The organism is Kribbella sp. CA-253562 (assembly GCF_050942265.1).
GTDB lineage: Bacteria > Actinomycetota > Actinomycetes > Propionibacteriales > Kribbellaceae > Kribbella.
Map to the genome: position 1 here is coordinate 5,864,518 of NZ_CP192049.1, position 26,166 is coordinate 5,890,683.

Genomic DNA, 26,166 nt, shown 5'->3' on the forward strand with positions numbered 1-26,166 from the left:
TTCCGACGGGCGAGGGCTACCGCGACGAGCCTTCCGCGGCACGCTGGTCAAAGTAGTCGGCCATGTTCAGTTCCAGGGCGCCCTTTTCCTGCAGGCCGTGCTGCCGCATCTGGGCCCACGTGGCCTGAGTGTTCTCGTACTGAACTGTGCGGAAGAACGCAGCTTCCGAAGCCATCAGGTCTTGCGGGTCCGGCAGGCCGGCCCTGGCGTTGATCAGCAGCTTCGCCTCCCTCAGGACGGTGGCGTCGAAGCTCGCCACTCGCCGGGCCAATTTCTCCACGAACTCGTCGAGCTCCGCATCCGGGAGGGACCGGTTGATCCAGCCGTAGCGTTCGGCGGTATCGGCGTCGAACGCATCGGAGGCCATGACGATCTCCAGTGCACGCGACCTTCCGACCAGGCTGGGCAGGCGTTCCAGCGCCCCGCCGCCCGGCAGCACGCCCATACCGAGCTCCGGCTGGTGCAGCACCGCGTTCTCCTTGCTGGCGAAGCGGAGATCAGTCGCAAGCAGGAACTCGCTCCCGACGCCCCGCGCCCTCCCTCGGAGAACGGAAACGCTGAGCACAGGGAGCGCCGCGAGTCGCGTCGTGAAGTCGGGCCAGGCATGCAGGCCGTTGCCCTGGTCCTCCAGGAAGTAGCCAGGATCGCCGAGCATGTCGAAGTGGGCGATGAAGAAGTCCGGGTCAGCGCTGTCGAAGACGACCACCTTGGCTGCGGCATCGCCCTCCAGCCGCGTCAGCAGCCGATGCAGAGCCTTCACGGTGCCTGCGTCAAGGGCGTTCACCGGCGGGTTGTTGAAGGTGGCGCGCCAGTAGCCGGGCGACACCTCGCTGACGACGAGGGGTTCGATGTTCTCCATTGCAGCAGCCTCGCACAGCAAAGTACAGAATTCCAACTCAGCTCTCACCGGTCCACACGGCTCTCCTCAGAGGCCGCCTCGGACCGGGGATACTGTCTGGTGAGCCGAGGTAGTCAGGTCAGAGCTGTGACAAGGAGTGCACGTGGCCATGGGGCAAACGGAGGCCGAGGCCACACGGTGCTCGATCGAACGCACCCTTGCGATCGTCGGCGAGAAGTGGAGCTTGCTCGTCTTGCGTGAGGTCTTCTACGGCGCGGAGCGGTTCGACGACATCCAGCGCGCGCTCGGCTGCTCGCGGGACATCTTGTCCCGACGGCTCTCCACCCTCGTCGAGGCCGGCATCCTGACCCGTGCGAACTACCGGGTTCCCGGGGAACGCACACGGCCCGCCTACGGGCTGACCGAGCAAGGCAAAGAGTTGTTTCCGGTCCTGCTCGCGCTCATGCAGTGGGGTGACAAATACGTCGCACCTCCCGAGGGGCCGTCGGTGCTGGTGCGCGCGAAGTCCGACGACCGACCGGTACGAGTCGAGGTGACCACGGACGGCTCACACCGGACCGTCTCGGCGGACGAGGTGACCTTCGCCCCAGGGCCCGGCCATGCGGAACGCCTCGCCACGTCGTCCGGCATCTGACTTGGCGTACTCACCGACCGGTTATCCGGGCGACGGGATCAACGGATTGGTTGAGCAACTCGCGATCGGTTGAGTACCTCGGGACCGGTTGAGCAGCTCGGACCGGTTGAGCAGCTCGAGCAGCGGGGTTGTCTCGTTCATCGCGTTACAGCAGGGTGAGGACCCGGGGTAGGGAGTATCGCGACCGGTGGCGCGGCCATCGCCAGGTGGACCGCGACCTTGCCGTGGAGGCTGAACGCGCTCGGCTACGCCGTACCGGACAGCGAACCGGCTGGCGGGCATGCTGGTCGGGTGGCTGACGAGGTGCTGGCGGGTGGGCGGAACAACCCTGGAGTGAGTCGGCGTGGGGAGACGGTGCGGCGGAGGATGGGGCCTCGGTCGGCGGTGGTGCACGCCTATCTGCGGCATCTTGAGGACGTGGGGTTCGGGGGTGCGCCGCGGGTGTTGGGGGTGGAGGCGGGGGTGGAGATTCTCAGCTTCGTGGCGGGTGAGGTGCCTGCGGATCCTGAGTGGGTTCCTGGGAGAGGGAATCCGTTGACGGCGGGGATGCGGTCGGACGAGGCGTTGGTGGAGCTTGCTGGGTTGCTGCGGGAGTTGCACGGGGCGAGTGCGGGATTTCGGCCGCCGGGGGTGGTGCTGGAGGACGGCGAGATCATGTCGCACGGGGATCTTGGGCCGTGGAACACCGTTTACCGCGACGGGCGACCGGTGGCGTTCATCGACTGGGACGCTTGTGGGCCTACCACTCCGCTGCTGGACGTCGCGGCGGCCGCGTGGGCCTTTGTGCCGTTGGAGAGTGATCGGCAGTTGCGGGAGACGGGGTTCGAGGTGCTGCCTGATCTCGGGGCTCGGCTGCGGTTGTTCGCGGATGCGTATGGGCTGGAAGACCGCCGGGGGTTGGTGCCTGCTTTGGTGCGGGCGAAGCTTCGGCAGGCTGGGCAGGTCAGCGAGTGGGGGCTCGGGGCCCAGGACTCGGCGGTCGCGCTGGAGTTCTTCGCGGGTGAGCTTCGATGGTTGGCGACGCGGACCGACGACTTCGAGCGGGCGCTGACCTGAGCGCCGGCTAGGCGAGACGGTGCCACACGTGCGTGATCGGCGTATCGATGGGGCAGACGCGGGCGACGAGGGTGACACGACCAGGAACCGGCGCCTGGATCAGGCGCCGGTTCCTGGGTTCACGAGCAAATACGCCGGGTCAGCGGCCGAAATCGGAGTCCTTGGGGACCTCTAGGTCGGTCTTGGCCAGTTCCTCGATGTTGACGTCGCGGAACGTGACGACCTTGGCGTTCTTCACGAAGCGGGCCGAGCGGTAGACGTCCCAGACCCAGGCGTCGGCCATCGTCACTTCGAAGTAGACGTCGCCGCCTTCGGTGCGGACTTTCAGGTCGACGGCGTTGCACAGGTAGAAGCGCCGTTCGGTCTCCACGACGTACTTGAAGATCCCGACGACGTCCTTGTACTCCCGATAGAGCTGCAGCTCCATATCGGTTTCGTACTTCTCGAGGTCGTCAGCGCTCACGCCTTCACCTCGCTGGCGCTCGGTTGCGGCGCGAGCGCTAGGGCGGCTCTGCTGTTTGGTCGCTCGCTACGCTCGCTCATCGGCTCTCCACTCCGGTGGGACTGGTCACATTCTGTCCCATATCGGGCCGCAGACTGCGGCGGACATTCTCGAATCGGCGTCGATGTTGTGGACACGGGCCGTATTTGTCCAGTGCCGCTTGGTGTTCGGGCGTGCAGTACCCCTTGTGGACCGCGAAGTCGTACTCGGGGTAGACCGTGTGCCAGTGCTCCATGATCCGGTCGCGGGTCACCTTGGCGATCACCGACGCCGCGGCGATGCAGGCGGCGACCCGGTCGCCCTTCCAGATCGCCAGGCCCGGTACGCCGAGGCCGTCGACGCCGAACCCGTCGGTCAGCACGTACGACGGGCGCACGTCGAGGCGGAACAACGCCCGCCGCAGCGCCTGGACGTTGGCGACGTGCATGCCGAGGCGGTCGCACTCGTCGGCCTCGATCGAGACGACCGACCAGGCGAGCGCGCGGTCGCGGATCTGGTCGTAGCAGCGTTCGCGGGCCTTGGCGGTGAGCAGCTTGGAGTCGGCCAGTTCGGGGATCTGGCCGCGCTTGCCCTCGGGCAGGATCACTGCCGCGGCAACCAGCGGGCCGGCGCAGGGTCCACGGCCGGCTTCGTCGACGCCTGCGATCGGGTCGAGGCCGACGCGGCGCAGGGCACGCTCGTAGCCGTACAGCCCGGCGTCGCGGCGGATCGTGCTGCCGCGTGGGAGAGCGCTCATCCGACCCTCCCCACACGGCACGGGCGAACACCACCACTGGACGAGGCAGCACGAAGAGCCAGATCCGGGCTCGCCTTCATCCTCGGAAGGGCGCGAAGAACGAAAGTGGGCGGGTGTGCGGTGAGGGGCACGGGGGCTCCGCTTACTTCGGGGGTGCGGTCAGCGAGATCGACGGCTTGGCGGGCGGGGGTCCGACCGCGGGCGGGATCGCCTTGAACGTGTCGGGCACGCCGAGTTTGGAGAAGTTGCTGGCCGGCCACACCACCAGGATCGCGCGCCCGGTCACCTTGTCCAACGGGACGAACGCGGCGTCGCCGGGGTTGCCGCCCTCGGGACCGACGTCGCTGAGGTGGACGCGGGAGTCGCCGGACTCCGAGCGGTGGTCGCCCATCACGAAGACCTTGCCGGCCGGGACGGTGACCTGGAACTCCATCGCGGACGGCGCGTCGCCCGGGTACAGGTACTGCGACTCCTCGAGCGGCTGGCCGTTGACCATCAGCCGGCCCTTCGCGTCGCAGCAGGCGACCTTGTCACCGGGCATGCCGATCAGGCGCTTGATCAGGTGACCGTGGCTGGAGTCCGGCAGCAGGCCGACGACCTCGAAGAACCGGCCGACCGAGCCGCGCTTCTGCCCGCTCTCCTCGGTGCCCAGCCAGCCGCCCGGGTCCTCGAAGACGACCACGTCACCGCGCTCGACGTCGGTCAGCTTCTCCACCACCACCCGGTCACCGACCAGCAGGGTGTTCTGCATCGACTCGCTCGGGATGATGAACATCTGCCCGACGAAGGCCCGCAGGATCGACGAGACGATCAGCGCTCCGACCACGATCAGCACGAACTCGCGGGCGGCGGCGGCCAGCCCCGAGCGGTGGGTGGGTTTGTCGGGCGTCGCCTCGGTCGATGTATCGGTCACTTCTTCAGCCCCGGCTTCTTGAAGGTTTCCGGAGGACGCAGCATCGTCATCCGGTCAGACGGCCAGATTACGCAACAGGCCCGGCCAACCACGTTCTCCACCGGCACGAACCCGCCACCGGGACCGCCCATGTGCGCGCGGGAGTCGGCCGACTCGGCCCGGTTGTCCCCCATCACCCACAGGTGCCCAGGCGGTACGACGACGTCGAACGGCTGGATCGACGGCTTGGCGTCCTTCAGCAGGTACTCCTGCTCGTCGAGCGGGATCTTGTTGACCAGGATCCGGCCCGAGCGGTCGCAGCAGAACACCCGGTCACCCGCGACGCCGATCACCCGCTTGACCAGGTGACCCTCACCGCTGCGCGGCAGGATGCCGACGAACTCGCCGAGCCGGCGCAGGGCACCGGGGGTCTCCTGCTCCTCGTTCAGCCAGTTGCCGGGGTCCTTGAAGACGATGATGTCGCCCCGGTCGACGTCACGGTGCAGGTAGCTGACCTTCTCGGCCAGGATGCGGTCGTTCGTCGTGAGCGTGTCGTACATCGACTCCGAGGGAACGTAGAACGCCTCGGCGACAAAAAGCCTCAAGACGACTGTGATGACCAGGGCGAGCACCGTCACCGTGGTCATCTCGATCAGCAGGCTCAGCAGCGGGTTCCGCTGCTTGAGCCTGCGATGCCGTCCTTTACTGCGACGTGCCCTCTTGGCTACCGGGCGAGCGCGAGTCGCAGTGCTCGGCGCCATACCTGACCGTCGTCGCTAGGACTCAGGCGTCCCGCTTCTCCTTGATCTTGGCGGCCTTGCCGCGCAGCTCGCGCAGGTAGTACAGCTTGGCGCGACGCACGTCACCGCGGGTGACGACCTCGATCTTCTCGACGATCGGGGTGTGGATCGGGAAGGTGCGCTCGACGCCGACGCCGAAGCTGACCTTGCGGACCGTGAAGGTCTCCTGCAGGCCACCACCCTGGCGACGGATCACGACGCCCTTGAACACCTGGACGCGGGACCGGGTGCCCTCGACGACCTTGACGTGCACGTTGACGGTGTCACCGGCGCGGAAGGCCGGGATGTCGTCACGCTTGCTCGCGTTGTCGAGCTCGTTCAGGAGGTTGCTCATCAGGTGTTCGCTTTCTCGCGCGTGCCACAGGTCACCCACGAATTAGGTGGTGAGAAGCTGAAGGATGTCGCCGGTGTGGTGGTCACCCCCTGTGGCAGGAGCACCGCACGGCAACAGCGACCAAGTTTGCCACACGGCGACGGTCGCAGCGAAATCAGCGTTTCCGTCGCCGCTTGGCCAGCAGCACCAGGTCGACCTTCGCCGTGTGTGGGTCGCGCCGGATCTCTCGGTAACCGGCCCGGCGGTAGAGCCGCAGGTTGTCCTCACTGTCCGCACCGGTGAACAGCTCGTACGACGTGACCTCGGCCGGCGCGGTCTGCTCGGCCAGCTTGAGCAGCCTGGTCCCGACGCCGCGGCCCTGCCAGTCCGGCGCGACCATCAGCCGGCCGATCCGCCCCACCGAGCCGTCGACGGCCAGGTGCACGGACCCGACGATACGAGTCCCCGCCACGGCCTTCCAGACCTGGCCCTGCCGGATCCGCTCGACCATGCCTTCCAGCGGCTCCAGCAACGGCGGGATCGTCAAGTCGTCGTACGCCAGCGCCTCGGACAGGTACGCGGCGCGCTGCAGCGTGAGCAACTCCCCCGCGTCACTCTCCACAGCAGGCAGTACGTCGACCAGCGCCCCCGCGTCGTCCTTGCCCGCGACAGCGCCGCCCCACGCGGCCAGCAGGTCCGGCCGGCGCTCCGCAGTACGCCGTACGGCCTGCTCGTGGCGCCATTGGGCGATCAGGGCGTGGTTCCCGGACAGCAGGACCTCCGGTACGTCGTACCCGCGCCAGGAGGTCGGCTTCGTGTAGACGGGGTACTCCAGCAGGCCGTCGCCGGAGTGCGATTCCTCGGCGAGGGACTCCGGGTTGCCGATCACGCCGGGCAGCAGCCGGGCCACCGCCTCGACCATGACCAGGACGGCGACCTCACCGCCGTTCAGCACGTAGTCGCCGATCGAGATCTCGTCGACACGCATCCGCTCACCGGCGTACGCCGCCACCCGCGCGTCGATCCCCTCGTACCGGCCGCAGGCGAAGGCCAGCCACGGCTCGGCGGCCAGCTCGTAGGCCAGCTCCTGGCTGAACGGCCGGCCGGCGGGCGTCGGCACGATCAGCCGCGGCTGCGCCGGGCCGTCGGCCGGGGCAACGGCGTCCAGCGCCTCGCCCCACGGCTCCGGCTTCATCACCATGCCGGCGCCACCACCCGACGGGGTGTCGTCGACCGTGCGGTGCCGGTCGTGGGTCCAGTCGCGCAGGTCATGCACCCGGACGTCCAGGAGCCCGCTCTTCGCCGCCTTGCCGACCAGACTGAGGTCCAGGGCGGCCAGGTACTCCGGGAAGATCGAGAAGACGTCCAGCCTCATCAGCTGGCGCCAGGGTCGGTCGGAGCCACTTCAGCGCCCTCCGGGTCCAGCAGGCCGGGCCGGTCGGCCACCAGCACGTAGCCCTCGTCCAGGCTGATCTCGGGGACCAGCTCCTCGACCAGCGGCACCAGTACGGCGCTGCCGCCCGGGCGGCGGATCTCCAGCAGGTCCTGCGACGGCAGGTGGACCACGTCGATCACCTCGCCGGCCTGCTCGCCGTCGGTGGTGCGGACGGCCAGGCCGATCAGCTCACGGTCGTAGTACTCGTCGGGGTCCTCCGGGCGCTCGTCCTCGGGGACGTCGGCCCGCAGCACGAGGTTGCGCAGGTTCTCCGCGGCGGTCCGGTCCGCTGCCTCGACGAACTTCACCAGCAGGCGGCCGCTGTGCCAGCGGCTGGACTCGACGGTCAACGTCCGAGCCGGTTTGGAGTCCGTGACCAGGGTCGCGCCGTCGGCGAACCGCCGGTCCGGCTCGTCGGTCTGCACGATCAGCCCGACCTCGCCCTTGATCCCGTGTGCCCGGCCGATCCGGCCGACGGTCACCAACACCCGCGTGTCCCTCTCTGCTCACCGCCGGCCCTGGACGGGCCGGACGCCGTACTGCCGAAGATAAGGCGAAGGGCCGCACCCAGCGGGTACGGCCCTCCAGAAAACAGCAACCGGTCAGCGGCGCGAGCGCCGGTTGACCTCGTCGACGAAGTCGATCCGGACCGACGACTCGGAGCTGAGCGCCCCGACCACGGTGCGGATCGCGGTCGCCGTCCGGCCGTTGCGGCCGATCACCTTGCCGATGTCGTCGGGGTGCACGTGCACCTCGAGCGTGCGTCCGCGCCGCAGGTTGCGGGCCCGGACGTTGACGTCGTCAGGGTTGTCCACGATGCCTCGGACCAGGTGCTCGAGCGCCTCGGTCTCCATCATGGTCAGGCCTTGGCGTCGTCGGCCGGCGCGGCCTCGGCGGCCGGAGCCTCGGCGGCGGCCTCGGTGGCCTCGGCCTTCGGCTCGTCGGTCTTCGCCTCGTCCTTGGCCGGCTCGTCCTTCTTGTCGGCCTTCTTCGCGGCGGTCTTCTTGGTGGTGACGGCCTCGGTCTTCAGCGTGCCGTGCGCCTCGGCGAGGGCCTCGTTGAAGATCTCCAGCTTGTCCCGCTTCGGCTCCTTGACCCGCAGCGGCGCCGGGGCCTCGAGACCCTTGAACTTCTGCCAGTCACCGCTGGCCTTGAAGATCGCCTGCACGGCCTCGGTCGGCTGCGCGCCGACGCTCAGCCAGTACTGCGCCCGGTCCGACTCGACGTGGATGAACGACGGCTCGGCCTTCGGGTTGTACTTGCCGATCTCCTCGATCGCGCGGCCGTCGCGCTTGGCGCGGGCGTCCATCACGACGATGCGGTAGTGCGGCGCACGCTTCTTGCCGATGCGCTTCAAACGGATCTTGACTGCCACGTTTGTGGGGTCTCCCTCGGGAATTACAGGTGGGTGAGCGGCGCGCCGTCGTGGGGACAACGGATGACCACTCGAATGGGCCGGCCGGCGCGTGGAGTTAGAGGGCTGCACAGCATCCGGACGGACTCAGCCTGACATTCTGCCAGATTCGGCCCCCGCCAACCAATTCCGGTCAGCCGCGGAAGGCCGCCAGCTCGGGCAGATGCTCGACGTACCCGTCCAGCAGCTTGCCCGCGGTGTTCACCGAGTCGATCAGCGGGTGCCAGGCGAACGCGCGCAGGGCGGTCGCGCGCGAGCCCGACGCGGCGGCCTCGATCGTGGACCGCTCGACCGCCTTCACCGCGCTGACCAGCCCGGCCTGGTGGTCGGTGAGCTGGGAGACGGTGAGCGGCCGGGCGCCGTTCGCGTCGACCGTGCACGGGATCTCTACCACCGCGTCGTCGTCCAGGTGCTTCAGCGTGCCGCGGTTGCGGACGTTGAGGATCAGCGAGGCGCGCTCGTTGTGAGCGATCGCGCGCATCAGCGACAGCGCGACCTGCTCGTAGCCGCCGGCCGACATGTCCCGCTCGTCGCGTTCACCGGCGTCGGCGATCTCCCGGCTCTCCACCATGTACGTCGACTCGCGCTCGGCGCGGGTTTTCTGCCACAGCTCGAGCGCGTCGCCCGGGCGGCGGGCGGTCTCGGCGTAGAAGTCGGACTGCTGCTCGAGCAGGAACTTGCCGCGGGTCTTCTCGACCGACTGGACGGCGGCGAGGGTCTCGCGGGCGAAGTAGTAGTAGTGCAGGTACTCGTTCGGGATCGAGCCGAGCGAGCGCAGCCACTCGACGCCGAACAGGCGGCCCTCCTCGAAGTCGCCGAGCGCGGAGGGGTTCGCGAGCAGCGTCGGGAGGTGGTCGACACCGCCGTACTGGAGGCCGCGGAGCCAGCCGAGGTGGTTGAGCCCGGCGTAGTCGTAGAAGGTCTTCGAGGCGTCCAGCCCGAGGGCCAGCGCGGCCCGGCGGCCGAGCCCGGACGGCGAGTCGCAGATGCCGATCACCCGGTCGCCCAGGTACGGCAGCATCGCCTCGGTCACCATGCCGGCCGGGTTGGTGAAGTTGATGACCCACGCCTCGGGAGCCAGTACGGCGATCCGCTGCGCGATGGCGGTCGCCACCGGCAAGGTCCGCAGCCCGTACGCGATCCCGCCCGCGCCGACGGTCTCCTGCCCCAGTACGCCGAGGTCGAGCGCCACCCGCTCGTCGATGGTCCGGCCTTCCAGCCCACCCACACGAATGGCGGAGAAGACGAAGTCGGCACCGCGCAGCGCCTCGTCGAGATCGGTCGTCGGGGTCACCGCGGGAGCATCGACAAAGGAAAGAGCCTGCTGCTTCAGTACGGCGGTGATCGCGTTCAGCCGGCCCTGGTCGGTGTCGTACAGCGTGACCGCCGTGATCCGGCCTTCGCCGCGGTCGCCGAGCAGCGCCTGGTAGACGAGCGGGACGCGGAAGCCCCCGCCGCCGAGGATGGTCAGTTTCACGCCAGCACCACCTGTACTCCTGCTTCGGTCAGTTGGGCCCGGGTGTGCTCGTCGGCGCTCGCCTCGGTCACCACGGTGGTCAGTTCGGACGGGTCGCAGACCTTGGCGACGCCGTGGCCGGGGAACTTGGTCGCGTCGGCCAGCAGCACCACCCGGTCGGCGGCCCGGATCATCGCGCGTTTCACCGGCACCTCGATCATCGTGCTGTCCATCACCCGGCCGTCGGGCCGGACGCCGCTGGTGCCGAGGAAGAGCGTGTCGACGTGGAGCTGCCGCAGGCTCTCCTCGGTCAGGTAGCCGACCAGTGACCGGTAGCTGCGGCGCAGAAACCCACCGAGCACGATGATCTCGATCTGCTCGTCGTTCTGCAGTTCCTCCAGGACCGCGAGGTTGCTCGTGACAACGGTCAGCGAGCGGCCGTGCAACTGCTGCGCCAGCCGCAACGCGGTGGTCCCGATGTCGAGCAGCACCGACTCGCCGTCCTCGATCAGCTCGGCGGCCGCGCGGGCGATCCGGTTCTTCTCGTCGGCGTGCACCTCGCTCACCTCGGCGAACGGCTCGTCACCGCCGTCGACGGCCAGCGCACCGCCGTACACCCTGGTCAGCCGGCCCTGCGCGTGCAACTGCTCGAGGTCGCGGCGAATGGTCGCTTCGCTGACCCCCAGCTGCGCGGCCAGCACTTTGACGCCCCCGGCCCCGTCGGCCCGGAGCGCGCGGACGATCTGGTCCTGACGCTGCTTCGGCAACACGGAGAGACCGTATCACGCAAACTCCGTCACACTCACGCAGATATTTGCACGGGTATTGCGCGGTTTGCTCGAAAGGACCACACTGTCTGCACGAGTTTGAGCGACCGTGCAGGAGTGTGGACCGATGAGCGAGCTGGATGTCGTAGTCTCCGGCCTGGTCTTCCACGACCTCGTGCTCGGCCTGCCCACTGCTCCGCGCCCCGGCACCGAAGTCTGGGCGACCGACTCGGCCGAGAGCCCGGGCGGCATCGCGAACTTCGCGGTCGCCCTGGCCCGGCTCGGCCTCCGCACCGGCCTGGCCGCGGTCTTCGGCGCCGACGATCTCGGCGACCGGGTCCGCGACCGGCTCACCCACCACGAGGGCGTCGACCTGACGCTCTCCCGAAGGCTCGACGGCTGGCAGACCCCCCTCACGGTGGCTCTTGCCTACGACAACGACCGGGCACTGGTCACCAGGGGCACCCCTCCCCCGCTGTCGGCCGACGAGCTGATCACCACGCCGCCGGCCGCCCGCGCGGTCGCCGCCCACATCGGTCCCTGGCCGAACGAGTGGCTGGCGAAGTCGAAGGCGGCCGGCAGCGTGGTCTTCGCCGACGTCGGCTGGGACCCGTCGGAGCGCTGGGACCCCCAGGTCCTGGACCAGCTCCAGCACTGCGACGTGTTCCTGCCGAACGCCGGTGAGGCGATGAGCTACACCCGGACCGACACCCCCGACCAGGCGCTCACCAAGCTCGCCGAGAAGGTCCCGCTGGTCGTCGTGTCCAACGGGGACCAGGGCGCGCTCGCGCTCGATGCCGGGACCGGCGAACGGATCGCCGTACCGGCCCATCAGGTTCCGGCGGTGGACAGCACCGGGGCGGGTGACGTGTTCGCCGCCGGAATCATCGCGGCCACGCTGTGGGGTCTGCCGCTGGCCGAGCGGGTCCGGTTCGGCGCGCTGACCGCGGCCATCTCGGTCACCCGGTACGGCGGCGCGGACGCGGCGCCGACCTGGGCCGATCTCGCCGCCTGGCACCACGACCACCCCGAAGACCAATCCCTTGCCGCGCTGGTGGCCGAACACGGCCCCGGCGCACCCATCGGAAGCGCGACGCCGCGCGACCAGTCAGGAAGGTAGAACCATGGAGCTCTCCCGTCGCACGCTGCTCGCTGGGAGCTTCGCCGCGGTCGTCGCCGCGGCCACCGGCTGCTCGTCGAGCATGGACGCCGGCGCCGGAAAGAAGAACGCAACCGGCAACCTCGCGCTGTGGTGCTGGCCCGGCGGCCTCGGCAAGTCCGTGGTCGACGACACGATCGCGCACTTCCCCGACCAGAACATCAAGTACTCCGAGATCGGCGGCGAGTTCAAGCAGAAGCTGCTCACCACGATCAACGGCGGTACCGGCATCCCGGACATCACCGGGATCAAGGGCGAGGACATCGCCTCGCTGCTGCCGCAGGCCGAGCGGTTCGTCGACCTGAAGTCGGTCGGCGCGGACTCGGTGCTCGGTGACTACGTGGAGTGGAAGGTCAAGCAGGCCACCACGCTCGACGGCAAGGTGATCGGGCTGCCGATCGACATCGGCCCGACCGCGCTGTTCTACCGCGAGGACGTCTTCGCCAAGGCCGGCCTGCCGAGCGACCCGGCGAAGGTGGCCGAGCAGCTGAAGACCTGGGACGACCTGCTGGCCGCCGGGCTCGAGCTGCGCAAGTCCAACCCGAAGGCGGCGATCGTCGCCGACGCGACCGACCTGTACGGCACGATCGTCAACCAGGGCACCGAGCGCTACATCGACAAGGACAACAAGTTCATCGGCGACCAGGACCACATCCGCAAGGCCTGGGACCTGGCGGTGAAGGCGATCACCACCAAGGTCGACGGCAAGACCGCCGGCGGTACGCCGGACTGGAACGCCGGTCTCGACCAGGGCACCGTGCCGACCGTCACCGGCGCCGCCTGGGTCGCGCTCGACATCAAGGCCGCCTGCAAGACCAGCATCGGCAAGTGGCGGGTCGCCCCGACCCCGAGCGGACCGGCGAACTTCGGCGGCTCGTTCCTGACCATCACCAAGAGCGCCGCTGACCCGGCGGCCGCCTTCGAGGTGATCAAGTACCTGCTCAGCCCGGACAACCAGGCCAAGGCGTTCGCCGACGCGCAGATCTTCCCGGCCACGCCGGCCGCCTACGACAAGCCGCAGCTCACCGCGCCCGACCCGTTCTTCGGTGGCCAGGCGACGATCGACGTGTTCGGCCCGGCCGCGAAGAACATCCCGATCGCGTACGAGGCGCCGCTCGACGCCGCGGTCGCCGCGCCGTACACGGCCGCGCTGAAGTCGGTCCAGGCCGGCAGCAAGTCGTCCGAGGCGGCCTGGCAGCAGGCGGTCTCGCAGGCGAAGCAGATCGGCAAGCGTCAGGGCGTGCAGTGACCCTGACCGCGACCGCCCCGCCCCGGCCCGCCGGTACGGCGACGCCGGGGCGGCCGCGCAAGAGCATCTGGTCGTACTGGCGGTTCTACCTCGCGCTGTCGCCGTTCTACGTGCTGTTCGCGGTGTTCGGGCTGTACCCGGTCGCGTCGACGATCCTGCTGGCGTTCCAGAAGTGGGACGGCCTGGGACCGCGACAGATGGTCGGCCTGCAGAACTTCCGGTTCCTGCTCGAGGACAGCACGTTCTGGCTGTCGCTGTGGAACACGCTGGTGCTGTTCGTGATGTCAACCGCGCCGACGCTGGCGATCGCGCTGGTCCTGGCGGTGATGCTGAACTCGGCGGTCCGCTTCAAGGGCGTCTACCGGGTCGCGTACTTCATCCCGAACGTCACCTCGCTGGTCGCCGCGGCGATCTTCTTCGCCGCCGTGTTCAGCACCAACTTCGGGCTGATCAACTCCGGGCTGCGCGCGCTCGGGCTGCCCACCGAGGACTGGCTCGGTCAGCCGTGGGGCATCAAGATCGCGATCTCGACGATGATCGTGTGGCAGTGGACCGGCTACAACACGATCATCTACCTGGCCGGGTTGCAGGCGATCCCGACCGAGCAGTACGAGGCGGCCAAGGTGGACGGCGCCGGCCCGTTCCGCACGTTCTTCTCGATCACGCTGCCGCAGCTGCGGCCGGTCGTGCTGTTCACGGTGATCATGTCGACGATCGGCGGACTGCAGACCTTCACCGAGCCGCAGGTGATGGTCGGCGAGAGCGGTGGCGCCGACCAGAGCGGCCTGACCACTGTTCTGTACTTCTACAACACCGCCTTCCGGGCCAACGACTACGGCTATGCCGGAGCGATCGCGGTCAGCATCTTCTTGCTGGTGCTGGTGTTCACGGCGATCAACTGGCGCCTGTTCCGGGGAAGGAGCAGCGAATGAACCGGGGTCGCGGCATCGTGCTGCACGTCCTGCTGGCGGTCGCCGGACTGCTCTGCCTGTTCCCGTTCTTCTGGACGCTGGTGATGGCCACCAACACCACGTCCGACATCTACCGGTATCCGCCGAAGTTCACCTTCGGCTCGCAGTTCGACGACAACGTCCGGCACGTGCTGGACAACGTCGCGTTCTTCTCCTCGATGGCCAACACCGCGATCGTCGCGATCAGTACGACGCTGCTGGTGCTGTTCTTCGACTCGCTGGCCGCGTTCACGTTCGCCAAGTTCCGGTTCCCCGGACGCAAGGCGCTGTTCGTGATCCTGCTGGCGACGATGTTGCTTCCGGCCCAGTTGTCGGTGGTCCCGCAGTTCCAGACGATGATCGCGTTCGGCTGGGTCGGCTCGCTGAAGGCGCTGGTGATCCCGGCCGCCGCGAACGCGTTCGGCATCTTCTGGCTGCGGCAGTACTTCCAGAACTCGATCCACGACGAACTGATCGAGGCGGCCACGCTCGACGGCTGCGGCTTCTTCGGTGTGTACCGCCACGTCGCGCTGCCGTCGGCCCGGCCGGCGCTGGCGTTCCTCGGCATCTTCACGTTCGTGGCGTCGTGGAACGACTACTTCTGGCCGCTGATCGTGCTGACCGATCCCGACCACCTCACCCTCCAGGTGGCGCTGTCCTCGCTGAACCGGGCCCACGGGGTCGACTACAGCATGGTGATGACCGGCGCGCTGCTGGCGATGATCCCGCTGATCATCGTGTTCGTGATCTTCGCCCGGCAGTTCATCAAGGGCGCGACCGAAGGCGCGATCCGCGGCTGATCCCAGCTGTCCGGCGACCGCGGCTGTCCCGAGCCGCGGTCGCCGGCGATCAGAGCCGGGACGCGAGCAGGTCGGCGCCGGGGCCGGTGAGCTCGGACCGCTCGACCGCGCGACCGTTCAGCAGCCGCAGCACGGCCTCCCCCGACGCGGTGACCTCGGGGCCGTCGCCGTACGACCAGTCGTGGCCCTGGGCAACCAGCCGGACACCGGCGATCCGCTTGCGCGCGTTGCCGCCGACCAGTGCCGTCAACGGCCAGCGCATCCCCACCGACGTATCGGCCGCCGGCCGGAAGGCCTCGGTCGAAATCGGTGTCGCCAGGCCCAGCGGACGCCTGATGTCGATGGCATGCACCAATGCCTCGACCATCCCGGCAGCCACCGGTACCCCGGACGGCAGCGCGCCGGTCCGGGCGTTGTCGCGCAACTGGGCCAGGATCTCGTCGGTCCCGCGCTGCGCCTGACGCCGCGTCATCTCGGCGCTCGCCTTGTTGATCCGGAAGCCGGCTCTGACCAGGTGCCCCATCGTCTGCGTCATCGGCGTCACCGGCGCCCACGCGAGATGCGCGGCGACGTCCTGAACCGTCCATCCGCCGCACAGCGACGGCGTGGCCCACTGCGCCGGCGTCAACGTGGCCAGCAGCTCGATCAGGTCCAGCCGCTCGGCGCGAATCAGTTCCCGTATGTCCCCCATGAACGGCAGTGTGGCACTCGCCGCCGCACCCCGGAAGAGGATCGGCCGGGCGGTAGGGTGCGGGAACTGGAACGGTCGGGACTGCGTCGGAAGGTACGTCATGGTGGGGAAGCGGGGACGCGTGATCGGCCGGGTCGGCCCGGGAATCGTCGGCGAGGTGATGCTGCCGGTCCGCGGTGCCACCGAGGCCTTCTACGCTTACCCCGCGACCGACGAGGTGATCGAGGTCGGTACGCCGGTCGTGGTGGTCGATTTCGACCCGCCCCGCACGGTCTACGTCGCTCGCGCCTTCTGAATCATCGTTCCCTGGAGGGGAAATGCTCTGGACCTACGTCATCGCCGGCGCGATCGCACTGGTGGCGCTCCTGCTGCTGTTCCGGATGGTCTGGCGGGTGGCCGAACCGAACGAGGCGCTGATCATCTCCGGCCTCGGCGCGCACTCCAGCCACGAGCAGGTCAACGAGACGCTCGGCTTCAAGATCGTCGTCGGCCGCGGCACCGCGGTCCTGCCCGGCTTCCAGACCGTACGGCGGCTGCCGCTGGACATCCGCGCGACGCCGTTGACCGTCACCTGTGTGTCCAGCCAGGGCATCCCGCTGCACATCAAGGGCGTCACGGCGTACAAGGTCGGTGACGACTACGGCTCGATCGCGAACGCGGCCCGGCGGTTCCTGGAGCAGAGCGACGAGCAGGTGATGGGCACCATCCACGAGCTGTTCGCCGGACACCTGCGCGCGATCGTCGGCTCGACCACGGTCGAGGAGATGCTGCACGACCGGGAGACGCTGACCACGAACATCCGCGGCTCGCTGGCCGGTGACATGGAAAAGCTCGGCCTGGTGGTCGACTCGCTGCAGATCCAGGAGATCGACGACGAGTCCGGCTACATCAAGAACCTCGGCCGCCCGCAGGCCGCCGCGGTCGAGGCCGCGGCCCGGATCGCGCAGGCCGAGCGGGACCGGGAGGCCACCGAGCGCGAGCAGGTCGCCGCCGCCGCGAAGGCCGCCGCCGTCCGGCAGAGCTCGATCGCCCAGGCCGGTTACCAGGCCGAGGTCGACCAGGCGAACTCGAAGGCGTCGCAGTCCGGCCCGCTGGCCGAGGCGCTGGCCCGCCAGGAGGTCGTGGTCGCCGAGACCGAGACCGCGAAGCTGAACGCGTCGCTGGCCGAGAAGCAGTTGGAGTCCAGCGTGCTGAAGCCGGCCGACGCCGAGGCGTACAAGCAGCGCACGCTGGCCGCGGCCGCGCGCGACGCACAGATCGCCGCCGCCGAGGCGCAGGCCCGCGAGGTCACCCTGCGCGGTGAGGCGGAGGCGAAGGCCACCGAGCTGACCGGTAAGGCCGAAGCGGCCGCCGTGCAGGCCAAGGCGATGGCCGAGGCGGCCGGTATCAAGGCGCGCGCCGAGGCGCTGGCCACGAACACCGACGCGGTGGTCGCCCAGCAGCTGGCCGAGGCGTACCCCGAGATCGTCCGCGCCGCGGCGTCGTCGTTCGAGAAGGTCGGCAACATGGTCGTGCTGAACGGTGCCCAGGGCATCGAGGACACCCTGGTCAAGACGATCACGATGGGCGGTTCGGGCTTCGCGCTGGCCAAGCAGCTGATCGACTCGCTCAGCACCAAGCCGGTCGACGGCCAGCCGACGCTCGAGCCGGTCAAGGACGAAACAGCCTGACCGTTTCCGGGCTGCGTTAACCAGTAACTGCACCAGAATCGAATCCGTTCCTCCCTGACCAGCGATGCGCTAGCTTGAGCCATCACTCCAGGCGTCACGGACATCACCGCCCGTGACCGGTCGCTTGAGGGGACTGATTCTCGTGCTCAGACGGACTCTCGCTGTTCTGGCCTCGCTCCTGGTCGGTGCCGCCACGCTGGTGGCGGTACCGACGCAGGCGCAGGCCGCGCCCAACTTCAAGGCCCCGTTCCCCTGTGGACAGCGCTGGACCTACAGCCATCACTCGGCCGAGGTCCGCCGCGCGCTCGACTTCGTGCGCGCTGACGGCGGGGTCACGAACGGAACCCCGGTGCTCGCTTCGGCGGCCGGTGTCGCCACCCGCTACTCCCAGCCCACCGGCGCCGGCAACTACATCGCCATCGACCACGGCGGCGGCTGGAAGACCTACTACTTCCACCTCGCCGCGTACTCCGTGCCCAGCGGAGCGCAGGTCGCGCAGGGCCAGCAGATCGGGACCACCGGCAGCACCGGCAACTCCTCCGGCCCGCACATCCACTACGAGCAGCTGTACAACGGCGTCGGCCAGAACATCGTGATCAACGGCTCGGGTCTGGCCTATCCCGGCTCGTACAACCAGTACTTCCTCACCAGCGACAACGGCTGCGGCGGAGGCGGCGGTACGCCGTTCATGACCTGGGGTTCCGGCATCCGCGTCCGCTCCGACGCCCGGCTGGCCGCACCGGTCGTGGCCACGCTGCCCGGTCCGACGCAGGTCTGGGTGGTCTGCCAGAAGCAGGGCGACACGGTGACCGCCGAGGGCTACACCAACAACTGGTGGTCCAAGCTGCGCGACCAGGGCGGCTTCATCACGAACATCTACATCGACCATCCCGCCGCGCAGCTTCCCGGCGTACCGATCTGCTGAACCCCTCCCGTTGCGTCCGAAGAGCGGCTCGCTTCTTCGGACGCAACGGTCTGGGGTCAGGCCGTGTGCAGGGTCAGGCCGTAGGCGCCGAGGATCTCGTTGACCGGCTGGAACCAGGTCTCGCCGCCGCTGGAGCAGTTGCCCCAGCCACCGGACGTGACCCCCTGGGCCTGGTCGCCGGTGATGAACGAGCCACCCGAGTCGCCACCCTCGGCGCAGACGCTGGTCTTGGTCGCGCCGTAGAAGAGGCGGCCGTTGCCGTAGTTCACGGTTTCGTTCTTGGCCAGGATCGTGCCGCAGCGCCAATGCGTGGTCGAGCCGCTGCGGCAGACCGACGTACCGACGGGCGCTTCCCAGGAACCGCGGACCAACTGGTCGCTGACCTGCCCCCAGCCGAGCACGACCGGCACGGTCCACCAGCCGCTGTCGATCTGGACCCAGGCGTAGTCGTTGCCGGGGAACGACGAGCCCCGGAACACTCCCTGGGCCGAACCGTCCCAGCCTCGCGTCCGGGCACCCACACCCGAGCAGTGCCCGGCTGTCACGTAGCCGCCGTGCACGGAGAAGCCGATCGAGCAGCGCACGTTGCCGGTGTAGTACGGGTCGCCTCCGACGGTTCCGGCGGCGAAGGTCCGGGGCGCCTGCGCCGCGACCTCGCGAACACTCACCGCGCCGGCCTTGGCGACTTTGTTGACGAAGGCATCGACCGCCGCGGATCGCTGGCCCGCCTGGACGTTCACGACGACTGTGCCCGACTGCGCGTCGGTCGACCAGCCGCTCACGGCCGCGGGCACGTTCTTGCCGGCCAGCTTGTCGACGGCGGCCTTGCGCTGGTCGAGCACCGCCGCGGGCACCTTGACCAGGGCGGTCTCAGCACCAGTACGACGTACGGCGTCGGCCGCGGCCGGAGTCGTCACGCCGACGACGAGCTTCTCGCGGGCGGCGTCGTACCAGACTCCGCCGAACGCCGAACCGGCCGCGCGCTGGGCCGCAGGGACGAGTCTGGTCGCGGCGGACTCGGACCGCAGCCGGTCCTTGACCTGCTGCTCGGTCAGACCGAGATCCTTCTGCATGGCGACGGCTTGTCTCGGCACGGCCAGCTGCTCGGCCGCGGCCGGCGGTTGTCCGGCCGCGGCCGCTGGGACCGGGACGGCCAGCGCGGTGGCGACCAGGGCTGTGGTCACGAAGATCTTCACGGGACTCTCCTCACCTCGGGGCGGTTGGGGTGCGGTGAGAGCGCTCTCGCGACTCAGCGTCCTGGATCGGGCACGAACCGTCAAGAGGTGAAGACCTACGTTGTCAGGGCAAGCGCTTACAAGCCCAGATGAGCCAGAACGGCGAGCACCCGGCGGTGACCGGAGTCGGTCGGCGGCAGGTCGAGCTTGAGGAACACGTTGCCGACGTGCTTGTGCACGGCCCCTTCACTGATCACCAGCTTCTCCGCGATCGCGGCGTTGCCGAGCCCTTCGGCCATCAGCGCGAGCACTTCGCGCTCGCGCGGAGTGAGCCGGTCCAGCGGATCGTTGCGCTTGACCATCAACTGGCTGACCACCTCGGGGTCGAGCACAGTGCCCCCGTCGGCGACCCGGTGCAGCGCCTCGAGGAACTCGTCGACCCGTGAGACCCGGTCCTTGAGCAGGTAGCCGATGCCCTCGCTGCCGGAGGCCAGCAGTTCCGCGGCGTACACCTCCTCGACGTACTGCGAGAAGACCAGAACCGGGAGTCCCGGCCGGATCCGGCGGGCCTCGATCGCGGCCCGCAGACCCTCGTCGGTGAAGGTGGGCGGCAGCCGGACGTCGACGACCGCGATGTCCGGAGGGTTCGCCTCCATCAGCGTGGCGAACTCGGTCGCGTCCCCGGCCACCCCGATCACCTCGAAGCCGGAGTTGCCCAGCAGCAGGCCGAGGCCCTCGGCCAGGATGGGGTTGTCCTCCAGGATCACGACCCGCACGGCAGCACCACCTCGACCGTCGTCGGCCCGCCGATCGGGCTGGTCAGTTCCATCCGTCCGTCGATCGCTTCCACCCGGTGAACCATGCCACGCAGGCCGCTCCCCCGCCCGAGCTGGTCCGGCCCGTCGCCGGCGCGGGCGCCGCCGATGCCATCGTCGGTGATCGCCAGGTACAGGTCCGAGCCGCGGCGCTCGAGCAGCAGATCGACGTGGCCGGCCGCGGAGTGCTTGGAGATGTTGGTCAGCGACTCGGCCACGACGAAGTACGCCGCCGCCTCGACCGCGGCCGGCACCTGGCCGAGCTCACCGACCCGCAGCTCGACCGGGATCGGGCTGCGCGCCGACAACGCCGACACCGCTCCGGCCAGACCCCGGTCCTGCAGGATCGGCGGGTACATCGTGCGCAGTACGCCGCGCAGCTCGGTCATCGCCTGCTCGGCGCCGTCCCTGGCGTCGTCCAGCAGCTTGGCGGCCTGCTCGGGGTTGTCGGCCATCATCTGCTTGGCCACGCCGATCCGCATCGCCAGTGAGACGAGCTGAGCCTGCGTTCCGTCGTGCAGGTCGCGCTCGATCCGGCGCAGCTCTGCGCCGTGCGAGTCGACTGCTCCGGCGCGGGTGCGGGTGAGCTCCTCGACCCGCTGGGCGAGCAGCGCGGTCTCCAGCTCGGCAGGACTCGGCGCGAGGGTTCGACGAAGAGCACGGGCGTAGCCGGTCGCCGCGGCCGGAGCCAGCCAGGCCATGAATGCCAATCCGACCAGGATCTGCGCCGGGCCAAGCAGGAGCGCGTCGAGCCAACTGTTGACCGGGAGGCCGAGCAGGGTGAACTCGCCCGGGTCCAGCTTCCAAAGCACCATGCCGATCAGTCCGCCGGGTGCGGCGAAAAGGGCGCTGATGGCAACGATCAGACCAGGGATGGTCAGCAGCGACAGCGGGATGACCAGCAGGCTGCGCCAGAACGACCTGTCCTTCACCAGCGTGACCACGTCGCCCGGCCCGCGCTCGACCGCTTCCGGCATCGGTGCTTCCTCAGGCAGCCCCAAGTACTTCGTCGCAGCGGCCCGCTCGGCATTGGCGAACCGGACCAAACCCGCGGTGATCCCCGGAATCGCCCAGCCGAGCAGCAGCCCGATCGGCGTCGCTGCGATCGCGGTGATCCCGACCAGATAGCGCACCAGCAGGTACCGGCAGGCCGGCCAGCCCCGCGCCAGGATCTTCGTGAGCATCGTGTGCCTCCATCGTCGTCAGCACCGATCCTCCGCCAACGGACCCGTCCCCGTCGGTACAGCAGGCTCTACTCTTCGCCGGGGAGTCCACTGGATAGTACCGACCCGACGGGCCCGGCGGCGCGCACTCCGCCGGGCCGGTCGGGTACGTGTCAGCAGACCGGTACGCCGGGCAGTTTTGCGTCCGGGTGGTCGATGTAGATGTTGGTCATGTAGCCGCCCTGGTCGCGCAGCTTGGACCACCAGTTGTTGGAGGTGCCCTCGGCGGTCACCGTGTCACCCTGCTTCTGGCAGGTGACGAACACCTGCGTCGGGCCGGGCAACGTGGTCACGATCGACGCGGACAACCGCGCGTCCGAGCGGACCCGTACGCCGCTGCCGTAGGTGGTGAAGTTGTAGGTCGGCGGGTTCGGGTTCGCGCCGTTCACCAGCTGCATGTAGTAGGTCCAGTTCCAGTTCGGGCCCGGGTCGGTGTGGTCGTTGTCGGGCAGCTCGTTGTGACCGCGGATGTGCGCGCGGTCCTTCGGGATGCCCCGCCGGTCGGCGATGTTGCGGGTCAGCGCCGCCGACGAGCGGTACATCGCGTCGGTGAACCACGACGGCTGGTCGACCCAGCCCTCGTGCTCGATGCCGACCGTGTACGGGTTGGTGCTGCGGGCGTGCCAGGCGGTGTCCTTCTCGGCCACCATCTGGGTCACCTGGCCGTCGCTGGACCGGATCACGTAGTGCGCGCTGACCTGCGCCGCCGGGTTCTTGAACCAGCTGATCGTGCCGGCGTACGAGCCCTGGGTGACGTGGATGACGATCGTGCTGATCGCAGCGGTCCGGCCGACGCGGTAGTTGCTGGTGCTGGCCGCGTTCCAGATCGCGCCCGGGTAGTCCACCGCTGCGATCGAGCTCGGCGTCCGGGTGCCGAGCGGTGCGACGTTGGCGTACGTGCCGCGGTCCGGGGTCACCTTGACCGGCCGGGTCGAGACCCCCGCGGCGCCGACGCCGAGGCCGATGATCCGGTAGACCTCGTCGGTGTAGAGCCGGGCGGTCGGGCCGTCGGCGGAGTGCGAGTACTGGGCGACGGCCGAGTACCACTTGCCGAGATCGTTGCGCGCGGCCCCTTGCAGACCGGCCTTGTCGGCGTAGGCGTCCAGGACGGCGGCCGCGCCGCGCACGTTCGCGCTCGGGTCCTTGGCCAGCTTCTCGACCGGGAGCCCGGTGAGCTTGGCGGCCTCGGACAGCGTCGGGTTGGCCGGATTGCTGGCCAGGTGCATCACGCCGTACCCGTTGGCCTGGCTGGGCCGGCCGTCGTGGCCGTCGAGGTGCGACTCGGCGTACCCGATGCCGACGAGCAGTTCACGCGGTACGTCGTACTGGGTCGCGGCGGTCGTGAACGCCTCGGCCAGCGTGGAGGTGGTGCCGGTCTCGACCGGCTCGGCGGCGTTGCTGGGCAGCGCACTCAAGGCGAGTGCGCCGGCGGCCGCCGTGGCGAGCACGGCGGTCAGTCTGCGGACGCGGGCGGTGTGGAACATGGGCGGATTCCTTCCGAGGGGCGTCGAAGGTTTTCCTCACGGTATGGCAATATCTTCCGGCCGGACCAGTAGTTGAGTGAACTTTTTGCGGTCACTGGGTGAAATGACTCGATCACGGCAGGATACGGCCCGTTCAGCCCTTCACCACGCGGCCCCGCAGCACGATCAGCCGCGGCCGGTCGAGCACACGTGGATCCCGGCGCGGGTCCTCGTCGTAGACCACCAGGTCGGCCGGCGCACCCGGCGTCAGCTCCCCCGGTACGCCGAGCCACTCGCGCGCGGCCCACGATCCGGCCGCGAGCGCCTGCTCGCCGGACATGCCGATCTCGGTCAGCGCCCGGATCTCGTCGGCGACCAGCCCATGACCGAGGACTCCGCCGGCGTCGGTCCCGGCGTACACCGGGACTCCGGCTTCGAACGCGTTGCGCAGCGTCTCGTGGCGGCGGGCGAACAGGTCACGCATGTGCGCGGCGTACTGGGGGAACTTCGCCTCGGCCTGGTCGGCGTAGAGCGGGAAGTTCTCCAGCTGGATGATCGTCGGTACGACGGCGACGCCGCGCCTGGCCATCTCGTCGAGCATCTCCGGCCGCAGTCCGGTCGCGTGCTCGAGGCAATCGATGCCCGCGGCCAGCAGATCGGGCAGGGCGTGCTCGCCGAAGACGTGCGCGGTGACTCGCGCGCCGAGCTCGTGAGCGCGGGCGATCGCCGCGTCGAGCACGTCGGCCGGCCAGCACGGGGTCAAGTCGCCGGCGTCCCGGTCGATCCAGTCGCCGACCAGCTTGACCCAGCCGTCACCGCGACGAGCCTCCTGCTCGACGTACGCGACGAGCTCGGACGGTTCGATCTCCCAGCCGTAGTTGCGGATGTAGCGCTTCGAGCGGGCGATGTGCCGGCCGGCCCGGATGATCTTCGGCAGGTCCGCGCGGTCGTCGATCCAGCGGGTGTCGGCGGCCGAACCGGCGTCGCGGACGAGCAGCGCGCCGGCGTCCCGGTCGGCGATCGCCTGCTCCACCTGGGTCGCCTCGTCGACCGCGCCGCGCTGGTCCAGGCCGATGTGGCAGTGCGCGTCGACCAGGCCCGGCACGATCCAGCCGTCGGTGCTCAGCGTGCTGACGTCAGCAGTGGCGGGCCGGTCGACGACCAGCCCGCCACTGAGGTGGATCTCCTGCCGCTCGCCGGCCGGCAGCACCGTGCCGGCGAGTCTGAGTACCCCGGATCCGGTCGTCGTCATACCGCCGACCGTAACCGGGAACGTGTCAGCCGTGCGAGCCGCTGCCCTGCGTGCAGGGTGTGGGGTTGCCCTCAGTCGCACACGGCGAACCGGTCGGCGACTCCGACGGCGTCGTGGACGGCGTGGGTGTCGGGGTGGGCGTCGGATCCGGGGTCGGCGTCGGCGTCGGCGTCGGGGTGTCCTCGGTCGGCGTGGGCGTCGGCCGGTCCGACGGCGGCTTGGTCGGCTTGGTGGCCGGCCGGGTCGGCTTGTCGGTCACCGGCGGCGTCGGGTCGACCGGCCGCGGGATCGACGTCTCGACCGGCGTGGTCGGCAGCGGCTTCGGCGTCGTCGTCTTGGTGTCGTCCGGCACGTCCGGGACGTCGCGCGGATCGACCTTGCGCTCGGCGTTGCCGGCCGGCTTCGGGGTCGACAGGTTGCCCTTCGCGTTCGGGATCAGGACGGCGCTCTTGCTGTACACGCGCATCCAGCGCAGCACGGTGGCGACGAAGTCCTTGGAGTGCTGGTAGCGCAGCAGCGCCGCGACCAGGTCGCGCGGGCGCTTCAGATCGTCGCCCTCGGAGCACAGGTAGACCGCGACCGTGGTGACCGCGTCGTACACGTTGTTGGGGTTGCGGAAGCTGTCACCGTTGCCGTCGGCGCCGAACTCGCTCCAGACCCCCGGAACGATCTGCATCGGGCCGACCGCGCGGTCCCAGACCCGGTCGGCGTCGTACCGGCCGCGGTCGGTGTCGGGGATCTTGCCCAGGCCGGCGCGACCGTTCAGCACCGGGCCGAGCAGCTTGCCGCGGGTGGTGCCGGCCACGTCGACCCGGCCGCCACTGGCGTGGTTGGACTCGACCTTGCCGATCCCGGCCAGCAGGGGCCAGGTCAGACCGCAGTTCGGCCGGACCACGGCGAGATTCGCGGTGGCGCGGCGGTAGGCGGGGAAGACCCCGCGCGGGATGCCGTTGACGGCGTTCGGGCGGCCCGGCCGGACGACCGAGCGGCCGTCGGTCGCGCCCTGCACGGGCACGTCGGCGCGGGCGGGCTTGTCCGATCCGATCCGGCCGTCCACTCCGGGACGCTGCGGGACGATCATTGTCAGTTCGTCGAATTCACCGCTGTTCAGCCCGGCCCCAGGCGATGGGGCGACCGGGCTGTCCGCCGCGAGCTGGCCGGAGGCACCGGCTCCGCCCGAGGCGACCGTGACGATGGCCCCCACCAGGAGGGGGGCCGTGCACAGTGAAGCGATGATGATTTTGACCCGACGGTTTCCACTACGGGTTAGGCGCATAGTCCCATCAACGAACGACGCGCCAGAAAGTTATCGAGATCTGACGGAAAGTTAACGTTGCCGGAGGCCCGCTGCGAAACAGGGCACTCGGCACACGGTGTACGCCGCTGGGGCGGGTGGCTCGATCGTCGTTCCGCGTACCGTACCGGGTCGCGTGGAGTTCCGGACCACCGGGTCCGGTGGTTGGACGTGGGCCTGCGCGCCGGCGGGTGGATCGCCTTGCCTGGAAGGGTTCTGGAGGGTGCGCCCGTTCGCGTGCCTCGGGCAACTCCGGCGGCGCGCTCCTTCCGCGCGCTCTTCCTCGCACCCGTCCACACCGGGTCCGCGCGACCGTCCACACCCCAAGGTCCGCGCCCGCCCAAACCCCTGGTCCGCGCGACCGTCCACGCCTCCGGTCCGCGCGGCCGTCCACATCCCAGGGTCCGCGTCCGCGCACACCCCTGGTCCGCGCGCCCGACCACACCCCCGGTCGGTGCCCGCCCACGGCCGCGGCGGAGCCGCGCCGATACCACGCTCCCGTCCTCGGCTCCCGGTGCGACCCGCTCCACGCCGGTCGCAACGGCGGCCCCTGGCTCGCGGCCCCCACTCACTCGCGCCCGAGTCGGATCAGGGCTCCGGGCTCCGGCCTGTTTCATGCCCTCGGCCCAGATCGAA

At 69.5% G+C, this 26,166-nt stretch carries 28 protein-coding genes; 9 read left to right on the plus strand and 19 right to left on the minus strand.

What is annotated here, in order from left to right:
• Positions 1 to 16: 16 nt before the first annotated feature.
• Positions 17 to 859 carry an enoyl-CoA hydratase/isomerase family protein gene (locus ACQPXM_RS27575; protein ID WP_432938568.1) on the minus strand — a complete coding sequence of 281 codons (843 nt, stop codon included), beginning with the start codon at positions 857 to 859 and terminating at the stop codon, positions 17 to 19.
• Between the two features lie 136 nt (positions 860 to 995).
• Between ACQPXM_RS27575 and ACQPXM_RS27580 the strand changes: the two genes are divergently transcribed.
• Positions 996 to 1,493, plus strand: coding sequence for a winged helix-turn-helix transcriptional regulator (locus tag ACQPXM_RS27580; RefSeq protein WP_432938571.1), 498 nt, complete (start codon positions 996 to 998; stop codon positions 1,491 to 1,493).
• A 546-nt stretch (positions 1,494 to 2,039) separates the two neighbouring features.
• On the plus strand, positions 2,040 to 2,549 hold the full coding sequence (locus ACQPXM_RS27585) for a phosphotransferase (RefSeq protein WP_432938574.1): 510 nt from the start codon (positions 2,040 to 2,042) through the stop codon (positions 2,547 to 2,549).
• A 139-nt stretch (positions 2,550 to 2,688) separates the two neighbouring features.
• Here the strand turns inward: ACQPXM_RS27585 and ACQPXM_RS27590 are convergent, their stop codons facing one another.
• The 11 genes from ACQPXM_RS27590 to ACQPXM_RS27640 form a co-directional block, all read right to left on the minus strand.
• Positions 2,689 to 3,012 carry a DUF2469 domain-containing protein gene (locus tag ACQPXM_RS27590; protein WP_077012708.1) on the minus strand — a complete coding sequence of 108 codons (324 nt, stop codon included), beginning with the start codon at positions 3,010 to 3,012 and terminating at the stop codon, positions 2,689 to 2,691.
• A gap of 76 nt (positions 3,013 to 3,088) precedes the next feature.
• Positions 3,089 to 3,787 (minus strand): ribonuclease HII, encoded by a 699-nt coding sequence (locus tag ACQPXM_RS27595; RefSeq protein ID WP_077012709.1) that lies wholly within the window; start codon positions 3,785 to 3,787, stop codon positions 3,089 to 3,091.
• Positions 3,788 to 3,929: 142 nt separating this feature from the next.
• The gene (lepB, locus tag ACQPXM_RS27600) at positions 3,930 to 4,700 is read right to left on the minus strand and encodes a signal peptidase I (RefSeq protein ID WP_432938579.1); all 771 of its coding nucleotides are present in this window, start codon (positions 4,698 to 4,700) and stop codon (positions 3,930 to 3,932) included.
• A complete protein-coding gene (lepB, locus tag ACQPXM_RS27605; RefSeq protein ID WP_432938581.1) occupies positions 4,697 to 5,326 on the minus strand; it encodes a signal peptidase I in 630 nt (209 codons plus the stop codon). Before lepB (ACQPXM_RS27605) ends, lepB (ACQPXM_RS27600) begins: the two co-directional genes overlap by 4 nt.
• A 136-nt stretch (positions 5,327 to 5,462) precedes the next feature.
• Positions 5,463 to 5,813 carry a 50S ribosomal protein L19 gene (gene rplS / locus ACQPXM_RS27610; protein WP_077012712.1) on the minus strand — a complete coding sequence of 117 codons (351 nt, stop codon included), beginning with the start codon at positions 5,811 to 5,813 and terminating at the stop codon, positions 5,463 to 5,465.
• A gap of 154 nt (positions 5,814 to 5,967) precedes the next feature.
• Entirely contained in the window at positions 5,968 to 7,167 is a 1,200-nt protein-coding gene (gene trmD / locus ACQPXM_RS27615) for a tRNA (guanosine(37)-N1)-methyltransferase TrmD (RefSeq protein WP_432938585.1), read from the minus strand.
• A complete protein-coding gene (rimM, locus tag ACQPXM_RS27620; protein ID WP_432938588.1) occupies positions 7,167 to 7,715 on the minus strand; it encodes a ribosome maturation factor RimM in 549 nt (182 codons plus the stop codon). Before rimM ends, trmD begins: the two co-directional genes overlap by 1 nt.
• Before the next feature lie 114 nt (positions 7,716 to 7,829).
• On the minus strand, positions 7,830 to 8,081 hold the full coding sequence (locus tag ACQPXM_RS27625) for an RNA-binding protein (protein ID WP_077012900.1): 252 nt from the start codon (positions 8,079 to 8,081) through the stop codon (positions 7,830 to 7,832).
• Positions 8,082 to 8,086: 5 nt separating this feature from the next.
• Positions 8,087 to 8,602, minus strand: coding sequence for a 30S ribosomal protein S16 (gene rpsP / locus ACQPXM_RS27630; protein WP_432938591.1), 516 nt, complete (start codon positions 8,600 to 8,602; stop codon positions 8,087 to 8,089).
• 172 nt (positions 8,603 to 8,774) lie between these two features.
• Positions 8,775 to 10,118, minus strand: a complete 1,344-nt coding sequence (locus ACQPXM_RS27635; RefSeq protein WP_432938594.1) for a 6-phospho-beta-glucosidase — start codon at positions 10,116 to 10,118, stop codon at positions 8,775 to 8,777.
• Entirely contained in the window at positions 10,115 to 10,867 is a 753-nt protein-coding gene (locus ACQPXM_RS27640) for a DeoR/GlpR family DNA-binding transcription regulator (protein ID WP_432938597.1), read from the minus strand. The genes ACQPXM_RS27635 and ACQPXM_RS27640 overlap by 4 nt, the downstream gene beginning before the upstream one ends.
• Before the next feature lie 124 nt (positions 10,868 to 10,991).
• On the opposite strand from ACQPXM_RS27640, the gene ACQPXM_RS27645 reads away from it, so the two are divergent.
• From ACQPXM_RS27645 to ACQPXM_RS27660, 4 genes are read left to right on the plus strand one after another with little or no spacing between them, the layout of a single operon-like run.
• On the plus strand, positions 10,992 to 11,984 hold the full coding sequence (locus tag ACQPXM_RS27645) for a carbohydrate kinase family protein (protein ID WP_432938600.1): 993 nt from the start codon (positions 10,992 to 10,994) through the stop codon (positions 11,982 to 11,984).
• Between the two features lie 4 nt (positions 11,985 to 11,988).
• Positions 11,989 to 13,272, plus strand: a complete 1,284-nt coding sequence (locus tag ACQPXM_RS27650) for an ABC transporter substrate-binding protein (RefSeq protein WP_432938602.1) — start codon at positions 11,989 to 11,991, stop codon at positions 13,270 to 13,272.
• Positions 13,269 to 14,204 (plus strand): carbohydrate ABC transporter permease, encoded by a 936-nt coding sequence (locus tag ACQPXM_RS27655; protein WP_432938604.1) that lies wholly within the window; start codon positions 13,269 to 13,271, stop codon positions 14,202 to 14,204. The genes ACQPXM_RS27650 and ACQPXM_RS27655 overlap by 4 nt, the downstream gene beginning before the upstream one ends.
• Positions 14,201 to 15,022, plus strand: a complete 822-nt coding sequence (locus tag ACQPXM_RS27660; protein ID WP_432938607.1) for a carbohydrate ABC transporter permease — start codon at positions 14,201 to 14,203, stop codon at positions 15,020 to 15,022. The genes ACQPXM_RS27655 and ACQPXM_RS27660 overlap by 4 nt, the downstream gene beginning before the upstream one ends.
• A 49-nt stretch (positions 15,023 to 15,071) precedes the next feature.
• On the opposite strand, the gene ACQPXM_RS27665 is transcribed toward ACQPXM_RS27660, so the two are convergent.
• Positions 15,072 to 15,713: a maleylpyruvate isomerase family mycothiol-dependent enzyme gene (locus ACQPXM_RS27665; RefSeq protein ID WP_432938610.1), complete on the minus strand. Its 642-nt coding sequence runs from the start codon at positions 15,711 to 15,713 to the stop codon at positions 15,072 to 15,074.
• Positions 15,714 to 15,813: 100 nt separating this feature from the next.
• On the opposite strand from ACQPXM_RS27665, the gene ACQPXM_RS27670 reads away from it, so the two are divergent.
• The 3 genes from ACQPXM_RS27670 (at position 15,814) to ACQPXM_RS27680 (ending at position 18,308) form a co-directional block, all read left to right on the plus strand.
• On the plus strand, positions 15,814 to 16,008 hold the full coding sequence (locus ACQPXM_RS27670; protein ID WP_077012722.1) for a hypothetical protein: 195 nt from the start codon (positions 15,814 to 15,816) through the stop codon (positions 16,006 to 16,008).
• A 22-nt stretch (positions 16,009 to 16,030) separates the two neighbouring features.
• The gene (locus tag ACQPXM_RS27675; protein WP_432938614.1) at positions 16,031 to 17,383 is read left to right on the plus strand and encodes a flotillin family protein; all 1,353 of its coding nucleotides are present in this window, start codon (positions 16,031 to 16,033) and stop codon (positions 17,381 to 17,383) included.
• A 142-nt stretch (positions 17,384 to 17,525) separates the two neighbouring features.
• Positions 17,526 to 18,308, plus strand: a complete 783-nt coding sequence (locus ACQPXM_RS27680; RefSeq protein ID WP_432938616.1) for a M23 family metallopeptidase — start codon at positions 17,526 to 17,528, stop codon at positions 18,306 to 18,308.
• 56 nt (positions 18,309 to 18,364) lie between these two features.
• On the opposite strand, the gene ACQPXM_RS27685 is transcribed toward ACQPXM_RS27680, so the two are convergent.
• The 6 genes from ACQPXM_RS27685 to ACQPXM_RS27710 form a co-directional block, all read right to left on the minus strand.
• Positions 18,365 to 19,504, minus strand: coding sequence for a S1 family peptidase (locus ACQPXM_RS27685; RefSeq protein WP_432938619.1), 1,140 nt, complete (start codon positions 19,502 to 19,504; stop codon positions 18,365 to 18,367).
• 116 nt (positions 19,505 to 19,620) lie between these two features.
• On the minus strand, positions 19,621 to 20,259 hold the full coding sequence (locus ACQPXM_RS27690) for a LuxR C-terminal-related transcriptional regulator (protein ID WP_432938621.1): 639 nt from the start codon (positions 20,257 to 20,259) through the stop codon (positions 19,621 to 19,623).
• Entirely contained in the window at positions 20,247 to 21,482 is a 1,236-nt protein-coding gene (locus tag ACQPXM_RS27695) for a histidine kinase (protein WP_432938624.1), read from the minus strand. The genes ACQPXM_RS27690 and ACQPXM_RS27695 overlap by 13 nt, the downstream gene beginning before the upstream one ends.
• A gap of 152 nt (positions 21,483 to 21,634) precedes the next feature.
• A complete protein-coding gene (locus tag ACQPXM_RS27700) occupies positions 21,635 to 23,005 on the minus strand; it encodes an N-acetylmuramoyl-L-alanine amidase (protein ID WP_432938626.1) in 1,371 nt (456 codons plus the stop codon).
• A gap of 133 nt (positions 23,006 to 23,138) precedes the next feature.
• Positions 23,139 to 24,236, minus strand: a complete 1,098-nt coding sequence (locus ACQPXM_RS27705) for an amidohydrolase family protein (protein ID WP_432938628.1) — start codon at positions 24,234 to 24,236, stop codon at positions 23,139 to 23,141.
• 25 nt (positions 24,237 to 24,261) lie between these two features.
• The gene (locus ACQPXM_RS27710) at positions 24,262 to 25,440 is read right to left on the minus strand and encodes a lytic transglycosylase domain-containing protein (protein WP_432938631.1); all 1,179 of its coding nucleotides are present in this window, start codon (positions 25,438 to 25,440) and stop codon (positions 24,262 to 24,264) included.
• Positions 25,441 to 26,166: the final 726 nt, after the last annotated feature.

What these genes read in the sequence shown, in the direction of transcription:
- ACQPXM_RS27575 (WP_432938568.1), bottom strand. Translation starts at nt 859, where the DNA reads ATGGAGAACATCGAACCCCTCGTCGTCAGCGAGGTGTCGCCCGGCTAC.
- ACQPXM_RS27585 (WP_432938574.1), top strand. Translation starts at nt 2,040, where the DNA reads ATGCGGTCGGACGAGGCGTTGGTGGAGCTTGCTGGGTTGCTGCGGGAG.
- ACQPXM_RS27595 (WP_077012709.1), bottom strand. Translation starts at nt 3,787, where the DNA reads ATGAGCGCTCTCCCACGCGGCAGCACGATCCGCCGCGACGCCGGGCTG.
- lepB (WP_432938581.1), bottom strand. Translation starts at nt 5,326, where the DNA reads ATGACCACGGTGACGGTGCTCGCCCTGGTCATCACAGTCGTCTTGAGG.
- rplS (WP_077012712.1), bottom strand. Translation starts at nt 5,813, where the DNA reads ATGAGCAACCTCCTGAACGAGCTCGACAACGCGAGCAAGCGTGACGAC.
- trmD (WP_432938585.1), bottom strand. Translation starts at nt 7,167, where the DNA reads ATGAGGCTGGACGTCTTCTCGATCTTCCCGGAGTACCTGGCCGCCCTG.
- ACQPXM_RS27625 (WP_077012900.1), bottom strand. Translation starts at nt 8,081, where the DNA reads ATGGAGACCGAGGCGCTCGAGCACCTGGTCCGAGGCATCGTGGACAAC.
- ACQPXM_RS27645 (WP_432938600.1), top strand. Translation starts at nt 10,992, where the DNA reads ATGAGCGAGCTGGATGTCGTAGTCTCCGGCCTGGTCTTCCACGACCTC.
- ACQPXM_RS27650 (WP_432938602.1), top strand. Translation starts at nt 11,989, where the DNA reads ATGGAGCTCTCCCGTCGCACGCTGCTCGCTGGGAGCTTCGCCGCGGTC.
- ACQPXM_RS27660 (WP_432938607.1), top strand. Translation starts at nt 14,201, where the DNA reads ATGAACCGGGGTCGCGGCATCGTGCTGCACGTCCTGCTGGCGGTCGCC.
- ACQPXM_RS27665 (WP_432938610.1), bottom strand. Translation starts at nt 15,713, where the DNA reads ATGGGGGACATACGGGAACTGATTCGCGCCGAGCGGCTGGACCTGATC.
- ACQPXM_RS27670 (WP_077012722.1), top strand. Translation starts at nt 15,814, where the DNA reads ATGGTGGGGAAGCGGGGACGCGTGATCGGCCGGGTCGGCCCGGGAATC.
- ACQPXM_RS27675 (WP_432938614.1), top strand. Translation starts at nt 16,031, where the DNA reads ATGCTCTGGACCTACGTCATCGCCGGCGCGATCGCACTGGTGGCGCTC.
- ACQPXM_RS27695 (WP_432938624.1), bottom strand. Translation starts at nt 21,482, where the DNA reads ATGCTCACGAAGATCCTGGCGCGGGGCTGGCCGGCCTGCCGGTACCTG.
- ACQPXM_RS27700 (WP_432938626.1), bottom strand. Translation starts at nt 23,005, where the DNA reads ATGTTCCACACCGCCCGCGTCCGCAGACTGACCGCCGTGCTCGCCACG.
- ACQPXM_RS27705 (WP_432938628.1), bottom strand. Translation starts at nt 24,236, where the DNA reads ATGACGACGACCGGATCCGGGGTACTCAGACTCGCCGGCACGGTGCTG.